9 protein-coding genes are annotated in these 13,149 nt (G+C 33.1%); all 9 read right to left on the minus strand.

Going from position 1 to position 13,149, the window contains the following annotated elements; all coding sequences use genetic code 11:
* Positions 1 to 20: 20 nt before the first annotated feature.
* The 9 genes from RSE15_RS03930 to RSE15_RS03970 all read right to left on the minus strand — a co-directional run bounded on the left by RSE15_RS03930 (position 21) and on the right by RSE15_RS03970 (position 12,881).
* Positions 21 to 2,012: a heavy metal translocating P-type ATPase gene (locus RSE15_RS03930; RefSeq protein ID WP_064715277.1), complete on the minus strand. Its 1,992-nt coding sequence runs from the start codon at positions 2,010 to 2,012 to the stop codon at positions 21 to 23.
* A complete protein-coding gene (locus tag RSE15_RS03935; protein ID WP_064715036.1) occupies positions 2,002 to 2,628 on the minus strand; it encodes a class I SAM-dependent methyltransferase in 627 nt (208 codons plus the stop codon). The genes RSE15_RS03930 and RSE15_RS03935 overlap by 11 nt, the downstream gene beginning before the upstream one ends.
* Positions 2,629 to 2,633: 5 nt before the next feature.
* A complete protein-coding gene (locus tag RSE15_RS03940) occupies positions 2,634 to 2,990 on the minus strand; it encodes a hypothetical protein (RefSeq protein WP_064715035.1) in 357 nt (118 codons plus the stop codon).
* Between the two features lie 31 nt (positions 2,991 to 3,021).
* The gene (locus RSE15_RS03945) at positions 3,022 to 4,290 is read right to left on the minus strand and encodes an efflux RND transporter periplasmic adaptor subunit (RefSeq protein ID WP_324069667.1); all 1,269 of its coding nucleotides are present in this window, start codon (positions 4,288 to 4,290) and stop codon (positions 3,022 to 3,024) included.
* 11 nt (positions 4,291 to 4,301) lie between these two features.
* Positions 4,302 to 8,618: a CusA/CzcA family heavy metal efflux RND transporter gene (locus tag RSE15_RS03950; RefSeq protein WP_315176716.1), complete on the minus strand. Its 4,317-nt coding sequence runs from the start codon at positions 8,616 to 8,618 to the stop codon at positions 4,302 to 4,304.
* Between the two features lie 96 nt (positions 8,619 to 8,714).
* A complete protein-coding gene (locus tag RSE15_RS03955) occupies positions 8,715 to 9,005 on the minus strand; it encodes a DUF6660 family protein (protein WP_324069668.1) in 291 nt (96 codons plus the stop codon).
* Between the two features lie 371 nt (positions 9,006 to 9,376).
* A complete protein-coding gene (locus RSE15_RS03960; RefSeq protein WP_324069669.1) occupies positions 9,377 to 11,470 on the minus strand; it encodes a VapE domain-containing protein in 2,094 nt (697 codons plus the stop codon).
* 97 nt (positions 11,471 to 11,567) lie between these two features.
* On the minus strand, positions 11,568 to 11,849 hold the full coding sequence (locus RSE15_RS03965) for a helix-turn-helix domain-containing protein (protein WP_103727006.1): 282 nt from the start codon (positions 11,847 to 11,849) through the stop codon (positions 11,568 to 11,570).
* Between the two features lie 144 nt (positions 11,850 to 11,993).
* On the minus strand, positions 11,994 to 12,881 hold the full coding sequence (locus RSE15_RS03970; RefSeq protein ID WP_188601943.1) for a hypothetical protein: 888 nt from the start codon (positions 12,879 to 12,881) through the stop codon (positions 11,994 to 11,996).
* Positions 12,882 to 13,149 lie beyond the last annotated feature (268 nt).

The raw sequence follows: 13,149 nt of genomic DNA on the forward strand, positions 1-13,149 counted from the left end.
GCTTTTTGTTAAAATTGATGTTAAAATCTCATTTTCTGAATTCTGACTGCATTTAAAATAGCTAAAAGTGCCACACCTACATCGGCAAAAACAGCTTCCCACATTGTGGCTAAACCTCCTGCACCGAGTATTAAAACAATTGCTTTTACTACAAAAGCCAACGTAATATTTTGCCAAACAATTTTTTTGGTTTGCTTACCAATGTTTATTGCCATTGGAATTTTTGAAGGCATATCGTCTTGAATAACTACATCGGCAGTTTCGATGGTGGCATCGCTTCCTAAACCGCCCATTGCAATACCTACGTTGCTTAATGCGACTACTGGCGCATCGTTTACGCCATCGCCAACAAAACAAACTGTTTCATTTTTGGCGATGATTTCTTTGACTTTGTTTACTTTATCTTCGGGCAATAAATCGCCAAAGGCATTTGTAATTCCGAGTTTTTGTGCTACAAATTGAACTACATTGTCTTTATCTCCACTTAACATTGTGGTTTTTATACCTAATGCTTTTAGTTTGTCGATTGTGATTTGTGCGTCTTCTTTTATGCTATCAGCTATTGTAAGATAACCAACGAAATTTTTATCGTAAGCTACTGCAATTAATGTGTAAACAATACTTTTTGGATCAATATCATAAGCAATTGAGAATTTATCCATTAGTTTGAAATTACCAACTAACAATTCTTTTCCGTTAACTTCAGCTTTTAAACCATGTCCGGAAATTTCTTCTACATTTTCTAATTTGATATTACTATCAATTTTTCCAACGTATTGATGAATGGCAGTTGCAACAGGATGTGTACTTTGACTTTCTAAAGCATTTACCAATTGTAACAAATCATCTTTGTTAAAATCAGTATTAAAAACAACTTCCTGCACTTTGAAGACGCCTTCGGTCATTGTTCCTGTTTTGTCCATTACCACGTTTTGAATAGTGGACATTACATCAAGAAAATTACTTCCTTTGAAAAGGATTCCGTTTTTAGAAGCTGCTCCAATTCCACCAAAATAACCTAAAGGAATACTTATAACTAATGCACAAGGACACGAAATAACTAAGAAAACTAAAGCTCGATACAACCAATCTCTAAACTGGTAATTTTCTACAAATAACATCGGTACAACACATATTGCAATGGCTAAAACAACTACAATTGGTGTATATATTTTGGCAAACTTTCTGATAAATAATTCTGTTGGTGCTTTTTTGGCTGTAGCATCTTGCACCATTTCGAGAATTTTTGACAGTTTACTATCTGTATAAGCAACCGTTACTTTTACTTGACAAACCGAATGTATGTTTATCATTCCTGCTAAAACAGTTTCTCCTTTTGCTTTGGTGTCTGGCTTACTTTCTCCCGTTAGTGCAGCAGTATTAAATGCAGCAGTATCTGAAAGTAATTCTCCATCTAATCCTAATTTTTCTCCTGCTTTTAGTTGGATAATATCTCCAATTTTAGCGGTTGATGCTTTGATAGTTTTGGCAACATTGTTTTCGAGAATAGTTACTTCGTCTGGTCTTTGGTCAAGTAACGTTTTGATGTTAGCTTTTGCTCTTTGAACCGCCAATGATTGGAATATTTCGCCAATGGCATAAAATAACATTACGGCAACACCTTCAGGAAATTCGCCTATAGCAAACGCTCCAATAGTTGCAATACTCATTAAAAGAAATTCTGAAAATATCTCGCCTTTGCGAATGCTTTCAAACGCTTCTTTGACTACTGGAAATCCCACTGGAATGTATGCTAGAATATACCATCCTATTCTAACATAACCTGTAAACCATGATTGTTTAAAATAATTATCAAAACCTATGGCAATCAATAATAAAATAAAACTTATGATTGCTGGCAAAAACATTTGAAACGTAGATTTTTCTACACTAGAATGCTCGTGGTCTTGTCCGTCATCATCAGAATGATTTTCGGTTTTTTTATTTATTTTTTCTTCGAGAGTGCAACAAAGCTGATTGCCTTTAGCATCGTATTTATGTTTATGTTCCATTTCTATTTTTTTTAAATCCACAAAATTGAAAGTTCTGGATGGTATCAAATGGTGTGGTATGGTTTTCTGTAAAACATTTTATTGCTTCAAAATTTTCTATAAAAGTTTGTTTCATCGAATTTTCTGAATATTGTTTTATTTCCAATCCACTACATTTTAAAGGACCATTTTCTGAAAAAGTACCTAATAGAAAATTTCCATTTTGAGCTATAGCATTACTAACGATTGTAACATATTTCCTTATACTTTCTTCTCCTGTTAGAAAATGAAAAACAGCCCTGTCGTGCCAAAAATCAAACTTGACTTCGGGATTAAATTCTGTGATATCAGAAACAATCCAATGTATTAAATCGGCTTTATCTCCTAAACGTTTTTTGGCTCTTTCTAAAGCAAATTCAGAGATGTCCAATACCCAAATATTTTGATATCCTTTTTCTAATAAGGCATCCACAAAATTGCTATCGCCACCGCCAATATCAATTATATTGGCAGTTTTTGATAGGTTTACATTTTTTAAATACTCCATTGAAGTTTTTGGATATTTTTGTGTCCAACTTACTTCATTAGGATTTTTGGTTGCAAAAACATTTTCCCAATGTGATTTTTTGTTTTCCATTTGGATTACGCTTTACAACATCCATCTAAATTTTCATACGCTTTTGGATCGGCTTTTACTTCATCTGCATCGTATCCTAATTTAGAAATACCTTCTTTAATGGTCTGTAAGGTTGTTTTCTTTGCATTATAATACACTGTAAATGTCATTGCTTTATCGTCAAGCTCATACATTTTTAAACCTTTAATTTTGAGCATTTCAGTTTTGAATTTTAAACCACAAGTTTCACATTCTTTACAATGATCACAATGTAAAAAAGTTTTGATTACAGCTTTTTGATTGGCTTTTTGTGCAGAAGCAGTATTGCTTGTAAAAAATAATAGTGTTAAAAAAAAGATTGATTTTAAAATTGAATTTTTCATTTGATTTTATTTAATGATTAATAATTTATTTTTAATGTTCGTGTTCACCGCCACCTTTTGAAGTTGCTAGTAAGTAAAAAGCACCTTTTATAACAATTTTCGCATCGGCAGGAATTTCTTCGACTAATTTTATTTCGGTGTAACCTAAATCAGTAGTTCCAGGAACCACTTCGATTGCTTTGAAGTGCACTTCATTGTGTCCTTCTTCTTTGCCTTCAGCGTGTTCTGAATGTTCTTCTCCTTCTTTATGTTGATGCTCTTCTTCTTTTACTTTTGGAGCTTCTTGTTGGTGCTCTTCTTGAATGTAAATGTAATATTTATCGCCATTTCTAACAATTGCATCTTTTGGAAGTGCCTGAACGGTTTGATTGGTGATATTGATATTGGCAGCTACATACATTCCGGAAATTAAATCTTTGGCATCGCTTGGATTGATTTTGGCATGAACCGCAACTGTTTTGCTTTCGTTGGAAAATGATTTATTGATGCCAAATATTTTCCCTTTAATGGATTTATTGGACTGATTGGTTAATACAAAATCGACTTCTTGACCTACGGAAATTTTTCCCAAATCTTTTTCAAACACATTTAAATCCAAGTGCATTTGGCTGTTATCTACTACTTCAAAAAGTGTTACGCCTGTTTCTGCAAATGCTCCTTTTGTTATACTTATTTTACCCACATAACCGCTTATTGGCGAAACAATTGGAATTAACGAAGTGTTTCCGCTTAAACTAACATTTAACGCTTGCAGCTTGTTTTTTGCGGCTTGTGCTTTAGCTTTTTCTACTGCTAATTTTGATTTTACTTCTTGAAATGTTTTGCGAGGATTTACATTTTCATCGCTCAATGTTTTTTGACGATTATATTCCAATTGCAAGTATTCAATGTTGGCAATAGCGGAATTGTAATCTTCTTGCATTTCGGTAACTTCAAGGTTTTGAATAGTTGCCAATGTTTTACCTTTTGCAACGTAAGTTCCTTCTAACACATAAATATCTTTAACAACGCCACCAATTAAGGTTGAAATATTAGCCATGTTTTGTGGTGGAACTGCTGTATAACCATTGGCTTTGATTACCGTATTTAGGTTTTTCATTTCGATACCGCCTGTTTCGATACCAATAGTTTTAAATTGCGCTTCTGTCAAGGCAACTTCGGTTTCTGATTTTTCTTCTTCGTGGGTTTCTTTGGTTTTCTTTTCTCCACAAGAAGTTAGCAGAAAGAAACAAGAAGAAAGAAGCAAGAGATTGGTTTTGATCCTTGTTTTAAAACTGTTGTTTATTATTATATTTTTCATATTGTTGAATATTAATTGTTGTTGAATGATGGGAATTGCAATTGAATAGCACTTTGATTGTAAGTATTAACGGCTTCGGCATTTTGCTTTTTGATGTCAATGGCTTGGTTTAAAAAACTAATGTATGACCAGTAACTCATATCACCATTGGCATAGCTTTTTTGAGCCGTTGTAATAATTTGTTCGGCATATTGCAATCCTTCGTTTTGGTAATATACAAGTGCTTTTTTCTGTTTTTCAAACTCATTTTGTAGTTCTTCTTTCTGTAATTTCAAAGTCAATTTGCTTTTATCTAATTCTAATTGCGATTGCGAAATACTAATTTCTGATGCTTTGGCTTTTGCTGTATTTGCACCACCAAATAAAGGAATTTGCAATCCGGCAGTAAAACCCTGAAAATAGGATTTTGTATCGATGGTTTGACCAAAATACCCCAAACCTAATTTAGGAGTTCGCATTGCTTTGAACGTATTGGCTTCCTTTTGATACACTGAAATTTGCTGTGTGTAATAATCGTTTACTAATCCTTGTATTTTGTCATCTTTACTCGTTGTTGGATTAGCATATTGCAATGGTGTATTGGCATCAGGAACTATGTTTTCATCTGTTTGAATGAAATATTGCAATTGCTTTTGATAAACTACCAAGTCATATTCTAACTGTGCTTTTTGGGTTTCGATTTCTTTCGATTTGGCTTTAGCACTGATTACTTCAATGTTGCCACTTTCTCCGATTTGAAAACGAAGCTCTGCATTTTTAAGGAATTTAGCATAAATCTCGAACAACTCATTATTTAACTTTTGAATAGAAATTCCATATAAATATTGATAGTATGCTAATGATACGGCTTTTTCAATTTCATACTCCGTTAATGCTTTTCGTTTTTCAGCCAATTTGGCTAATTCCTCTTGCAGTTGGCGATTGGCTTTTGTGATTTTACCAATTGGAAAGTATTGTTGAATAGAAACGTTGTGGTCGTAATCGACACTATTGAATTGTCCGCCTTGGTATTGCACTTGCAAAGGATCTACTTGAAATGCTGTTTTCTTTAGAACAGTTTGTTTTTCAATTTCCTTATCCGCGATTTTTAAGTCGATGTTATTTGCTTTTGCTTTTTCAATAGCTTTTTCTAATGTTATTGTTTGACTGTTTTGAGCAAACGAAAAGCTACTAATTAACAAAACGAGTATTGTTACAATTGGATTTGACATTTTTTTTCTTCTTTTAATTCCCTTTTCAAATAATAAATAAAGTATTGGTAAAACGATTAAGGTTAGTAATGTTGCCGAAACTAATCCGCCAATAACTACCGTTGCTAATGGTTTTTGTACTTCGGCTCCACCACTAGTTGATAATGCCATTGGCAAAAATCCTAATGAAGCAACCGCAGCAGTCATTAATACTGGTCTAAGTCTGGTTTTTGTACCTATTAAAACCCGTTGTAATGGGTCGGTTATCCCTTCGGATTTGAGTTGGTTGAAATAGGAGATTAGCACAATTCCGTTCAACACAGCTATTCCAAACAAAGCAATAAATCCAATGCCTGCTGATATACTAAATGGCATTCCTCGTAACCAAAGTGCAAAAACGCCACCGATTGCTGATAATGGAATGGCTGTGAAAATTAATGCGGCTTGTTTCATACTATTGAAAGTAAAAAATAACAACACCATAATTAATCCTAAAGCGATTGGTAAAGCTACCGAAAGGCGTTTGTTGGCTTCCACCAAATTTTCAAATTGTCCTCCATACGTAACATAATACCCAGCAGGAAGTTTAAAACTGGTTTCTAATTTTTGTTGAATTTCTTCGACAACACTTTTTACATCACGACCACGAACATTTAAACCTATTGTAATTCTACGTTTACCATTTTCACGAGAAACTTGCACTGGACCTTGTTCGTAATTGATAGAAGCTACTTGCGAAAGTGGTACTTGCTGTCCGTTTGGTAATGGAATAAACAGATTAGAAACATCCGTTATGTCGCTACGATTGTCTTTGTTCATTCTAACGACAACATCAAAACGTTTGCTTTCTTCGTAGATTTTACCTGCGCTTTCGCCTGCAAAAGAAGAACGTATAATTTGATTGATGTCGGCAATATTTAAACCATATAAAGCAATTTTATTATAATCGTATTTGACTGTGATTTGAGGAAGTCCTGTTACTTTATCGGCTTTTAAATCTCCAATACCTTCTATTTTATTGATTTTACCTATTAATTCATTGGCTTTAGTATCTAAAACTTCTAAATCATCACCAAAAATTTTAATGGCTATATCGCTTCGGCTTCCTGTCATTAATTCGTTGAAACGCATTTGAATAGGTTGAGAAATTTCGATATTCGCTCCAGGAATAGCTTCCATTTCTTCTTTCATCAAATTGGCTAAATCTTCCCAATTGTCAGCAGATGTCCATTCTGATTTGTCTTTTAAAACAATAATTAAATCGCCACTTTCTATTGGCATTGGGTCGGTTGGAATTTCTCCGCTTCCAATTTTAGTAACAATAGTTTTAATTTCTGGGAACTTTGCTTTTAATATTTTTTCGTATTTGGTTGTGGTTTCCACCATTTGCGAGAGCGAACTTCCTGTCATAATAGTTGCATTGATTGCCAAATCTCCTTCTTCGATGGTTGGAATAAATTCGCCACCCATATTTTGAAAAACAATAACTGCAAAAACAAATAGTGCTAACGAAATGGCTAAAACTGCTTTTTTGAAACGTAACGCTTTATCTAAAAACGGTGTGTAAATTTTTTCGAACCACGCCATCATTTTATCGCTAAAGTTGGGTTTGTGTTCGGTGTTTTTTGATAAGAACATTGCACTCATCATTGGCACATAAGTTAATGACAAAATGAATGCTCCGATTACTGCAAAACCTACTGTCATTGCCATTGGTTTAAACATTTTTCCTTCTGTGCCGACTAGTGCAAATATTGGTAAATAAACAATTAAGATAATAATTTCGCCAAAAGCGGCACTATTACGAATTTTTGAAGCCGATTTATAAACTTCGCTATCCATTTCTGCTTGGGTTAAATCTTTTTGTCGATTGAGTTTTTGCAAATGGTGCATTGTGGCTTCTACAATAATAACTGCCCCATCGACTATGATACCAAAATCGATTGCGCCTAAACTCATTAGGTTTCCACTTACGCCAAAATAGTTCATTAAGATTACTGCAAAAAGCATCGATAGTGGAATTACCGATGCTACAATTAACCCTGCTCGAAGATTACCTAAAAATAATATCAATACAAAAATTACTATTAATGCTCCTTCCAATAGGTTTTTAGTAACTGTTCCTATGGCATTATCTACTAATTTACCCCTGTCAATGAATGCTTCTGCAACCACTCCTTCTGGAAGTGTTTTGTTTATCTGAGCCATTTTTTCTTTCACTCGATCTACCACAGCACTGGAATTTTCGCCTTTTAACATTAATGCTAATCCACAAACAATTTCTCCTTTACCATCTTTTGTAGAAGCACCATATCGTAGTGCAATGCCTTCTCGGACTGTAGCGACATCACGAATTAACACTGGTGCTCCATTCCTGTTTTTGACTACTACGTTTTCTAAATCTTTAATCCCTGTTGCCATTCCCACACCACGAATGAAGTAAGCGTATTGGTCTTTTTCGATGTATGCACCACCGGTATTTTGATTGTTTTTTTCTAGTGCATCAAAGATTTCTGTAATAGTTACACCCAAACTATTTAATGTATTTGGATTTACAGCGATTTCATATTGTTTTAATTTTCCACCCCAAGTGCTGACTTCGGCAACACCTTCAATGCCTTGTAATTGCGGAATGATAATCCAATCTTGAATGGTTCGTAATTTAATTGCATCATATTTGTCTTCATAGCCTTTTTTAGCATAGACATCATATTGATAAATTTCTCCCAATCCTGTTGAGATAGGTGCTAAACCTGGAGTACCTGCATAGACAGGGATATTTTCTTTTGCTTCTTGAAGGCGTTGAAATATTTGTTCTCTTGCCCAAAAAATATCAACATCGTCTTTGAAAACTACAGTAACAACCGATAATCCGAAACGAGAAATACTTCGTAATTCAATTACTTTTGGAATAGTCTTTACCGATTGTTCTAAAGGATAGGTAATTAACTGCTCGACTTCTTGACTAGCTAAAGTTGGAGCAGTTGTAATAATTTGTACCTGATTATTAGTCACGTCAGGCAACGCATCGAGTGGTAGATTTTTTATAGAATAGCTTCCCCAAGCTACTAGAACTAAAGTAAATAAGAGTATTATAAACTTATTCTTGATACTGAATTGTATGATTTTGTCTAACATTGAAATGGTATAATGAATTAGAAGATTAGCAAAATTGCTTTTGCTATTATTTGTGAAAAGGTCACAACTTTCTAACCCGAAATTACTCGGGCTTCATTATGCTATTTGAGGTGGTTTCCAAATACTTCCGTAGAAATTAGAAGTAAGTATGGATTTATAGGCAGGAATTTGAGTAGTTATTTCTGTTGCAATTTTTCTAAACTGAGGTGCTATTTCTTGACTAAAATTTAAGATTTGCTGTCCACAACAATTGCAAATACAAAAAGGTGAACATAGATCATTTTTTTTATTGTGTGAGTGGTCATCGTGATTAGAAGCAATTTCAGTAGCTTTATGTGCTGCACTGCTTACTTCTATATCAGCACAAGGCAAACACGATAGTGCCACAAGATAGATTGATAATATGTAGTTTAAAAATTTCACGGATGTAAAAATAGGGATTTTATTTAATTGACAATAATCATAAGTTCATTTATTTGCTTTTTGATGCTTTAGAATGAATTGATAAGATTGATAAGCAAAAAATGAGGTAAACATTTTTTTATTTTATGGTTTTATAAAAAACTGATTTATTTGGTTATTTTGATGCAAACTGATTGTATTGATTTATTGAATTGCGTTAATTTATATTATTATGTCTTGATTATTTTTAAAGAAAAAAACTTCAACTGTTTATGGCAAAATTTGGTTATCAATCTTATCAATTCAAAACAATAAAAAAAGGTGCAAATTGCACCCTTAATTTTTATCTGTTGAACTTATTCTTTTAGTTCCTTATTTTTATTATCAACTTCTTCATAACTAAACTCGTTGAGTGCATACACATAACCATTTTTTGTGTTAAAACGAATAAAATTATGTTTCTTGAGTGCTTTTCCTAATTTGTTGACTGTTCCGTCTGTAATGTTTATTTTAGCTTTTTCAGCCAGTTTGGCTGCTATTTGAGAAGCATTTAGGAAAACATTAGCCTTTCCTCTTTCGCAAGGTTCAAACCAAGTTAATAATAATTCTTCTTCTGGGCTGTGTAACTGATACTGTTCATTATTGGCTGTAATGTTCTTGATTTCTTCCTGGTCAAACCAAAATCTAAAACCACTTTTGAAAAGAAACAAAGCTTGTGAAAATGCCATATTAATATCTACATCGTGCTGGTATTTTATGCCTTCCAACTCAAAACAAAGAAACCTTCTGCTTCCTGTACTGTCGTTTAAGAACTGAGCTGTGTTAACACTTCCGGCAAATGATGCGCGTCTTGGCATAGTTTCGTTGTTGTGACCGTAGGCTTTTCTCATTCTGATTTGGGTTTTGGTAATGATTTCTTTTAGTGATCCTATTTCAGAACGGTTTAAGTTTTCTAATTCGTCCAAGTTGATTAACATACATTCCGCTAGTTGTACCAACGTATCTTTATTGTTTGGGTTTATGGTTCCGGAAAATAGATATTCTTTCAATTGTTTGGGAACTAGCTTCTCCACCCAAGTTGTTTTTCCTAATCCTTGTTTGCCACTAAAGACAATAACGGTGTGATTGATTACTTTATCATCAAGAACACAACCCACCATAGCCACTAACCACTTTTTAAAACATTGCTGCCAAAGGTCTTGTTTTGTAGTTGTTATTGTATTTGCTAATTCTGTTATGTAATCGGTCTTTTCATCATAGGTTGGTAAATTAAAAAAGTAATCTTCAAATGGATTGAACAGCTCACAAAAATCAGAATACAATAAGTTTCTTAATGATGACAGGTTTGTTTTAATTCTTCCTTTTAGACATTCGCGAAGCATTGAATTTTCTATAAAGTCATTCATCACATTCCATTTCTTTTTACCGAAATATTGAAACTCTAATTTGCCAGAAACGATATTATGACGAAATACATATCTTGTTGATAAAAACAGCTCTAAACGGTCTATTTGCGTTGGTTTTGGTTTGTCTTCGTCGTCGTCTTCAGTAGTATCTGTAATTGAAAAATTATCTTTCTTTTTTGATTTGTTTGGTTGTTCAAATTTCTCGTTCTTTCCAAACTCGTGAATATTTCCGTAAGCACTGTTGACAGCTTGTGTTACTTCTTTTTCATCATATCCAAAATCGGTTAAAATATATCCTAGTGCTTCTTGCAATGCTACTCCTTTTCGATTTAGGTTACACGCCAATTGGTGTACGAATACGTTGCGACTACCATTCACAAATTGTACTTTTTTTTCAGTGAATTTTATGCAGTGGTTGTAAATAGCATCGTAATCTAAAATAGGTTCAGAGATTTTGGCTTTAGGTTCTGGCTGTGTTTCAATCAAAGGCATCGCAACTTCGTTCGATGTGACAAATGTGGAAGCGTTCTCGTTCAGATATAGATTTTCATCCCAGGAATAAAAGCATAACCTCGTTAAATCTTTTCCTGATTTGTCGATTTCTAGTTTTAAAATATTCTCGTAATAAGCTTGAACTTTTAGGAACGTTTCTTTATGTTCGGTTTTTGGCGTTTCTATTTTTACTAAAATTTTTAAACCGTTTCCAGAAGGACTAATAAAACACGCATAAGTAAACTCACTTTGTGCAGCTATACTTTTTGATTTTTGTAAATCGTTTGTACTTAATTTGTCGATGTCTAAGATTATAAACTTTGAATACTCTGTTAGGAATTCCAATTTACGACCACCAACAAATTTTCCTGAAGGTGTGAATGCTGGAAGTGATTTTTTGGCTTTGTTGTATGCTTCTTCTTTTTTTTCAGATAAAGATTTACGCAAGTAAATTATGCCGGGTTTGTACTTTCCGGTTTTAATTTCCTCCAAAATTGTTGCAATTGTTTTGTGTTCTACAACTTCTTTGAAATTCTTGAATATTGTTACCATAGTTTAAAGTTGATAGTTGTTGGTTGGCAGTTGTTGGTTCTCATTTTTGTGAGTTTTGCAATCGCAAAACTCACAAGTTCCGTTGCAGCTGCTCATACTATCGTCCTTTAAATGATTTGTTGTAATGCTCTTGCAATAGCTTTTCAACATCAGAAAGTTTGTAGTAGATTTTGTTTCCTACTTGACTGAATGAAATTTTGCCTTCGTCTCTCCAGGTTTGAGCTGTACGTTTTGAAATTTTCATCAATAATAGAAATTCTTGATTGTCTAAAAAGGTTTCTTTCTTAGGGTCTGCCTTGATAGAAATTTGAGATTGAATAGTGTCTAATTTGCTCATTAGATCTGTGAACTGGTCTTTTGTGAAGATAATTGCATCCATTTTTAAAAGTTTTAAATTGTTATGGTGCAAATGGACGAAATCAAAAAAAGTCCGATTAGACTTATTTGGTCTTATCGGACTAAAAAGTTTGTTAGCCCTTATGGATGTTGAAAAGTTGAAATGTTAATTTTAGAAAAAATCGGACTATAGTTTTATTTTCCAATCATTATTTGGGTTCTTATCGGTTCGAGTTGGCGATAAATACGTTTGAATTGTAAGCATTGAAAGTTCATTTCCATTTTCGTCTAAATAATTATCACAAATAAATTTTGCAATTTCTTTTATCTTATACTCAATGTAAGGTTTCCCATTTGGCTTTACCTCATACATCATTTGTTTGTAAGCATCCGTTAAAATATTAATTGGACCATTCAAACGAATTTTTAATGTTGGCTTTTTCTCTAAAGCTATTTTATTTTTCTCTTCAGCTTGTTCTTTCTCTAATTGACATTTTAAGATTTTTTCATTTTGGATTTGTTTCAGTAAAGCTTTGCATTGTTTTTTGTAATCCAATAGTTTGTTATTGATAAAATATACTTCTGATTGCTTATACTCACAAATTTCTTCATTCAAATAAAGTATTTTATCTGGATAATTAGTTAGAGTAGCGATGTGTTTTTTAACCTCTGAAAATGAGAAATATCTTTCTTCACTTTCTGCGTTTATTAGTCTTTTTGGAGTTTTTGCAACTGGCTCTTTTACTCTCGAAGATTGCAGCTCTGTTCGTTTTTTTTCGATTAAGATGTATAATTTATTGTATCTACTCATTGCCGTTTTGGAGCTGAAAAAAGCTTCATTGTTGGCTAATAGTTTTTCTAGTTTACAAATCCATACTTCTGGGTTCTTCACCAGGTTGAATTGATAATCGATAAATGCAGGAAAATGAGATTGTTTGAGTTCTAGAATTTTTGCAATTAAGGCATTGCAATAGTTTTGAATGTTGATTTTGTCTTCGACAATAATATCAAATAAAGGATTTTTGGCTTGTGCCTGTGGCACTGCCAATAATTCTACAAACTCTGCGGTTTGCATATTTTGATCCTTTGAATTCAAATTGTAGTATGTCTTTTTTGTTATTCATTTACTTAAAAATTGTAATTAAAAGCGGTTTAAAATTTGATGTTTTCTTGTTGCTGTTTGGCTTATAAAGAGCAATCATCTTTTTTTCGATTTGTTTGCTTTAAAAATTACTAGATTTCTATTTTGCAAATGTAGAAAATAAAAAAAATCCTTGTTAAAGGATTTTAAATGAAGTTATTAACAATCGGATGAAGTCAATAAAATAGGGACTTTACACGTT

Source organism: Flavobacterium sp. (assembly GCF_035195345.1).
Lineage (GTDB): Bacteria > Bacteroidota > Bacteroidia > Flavobacteriales > Flavobacteriaceae > Flavobacterium.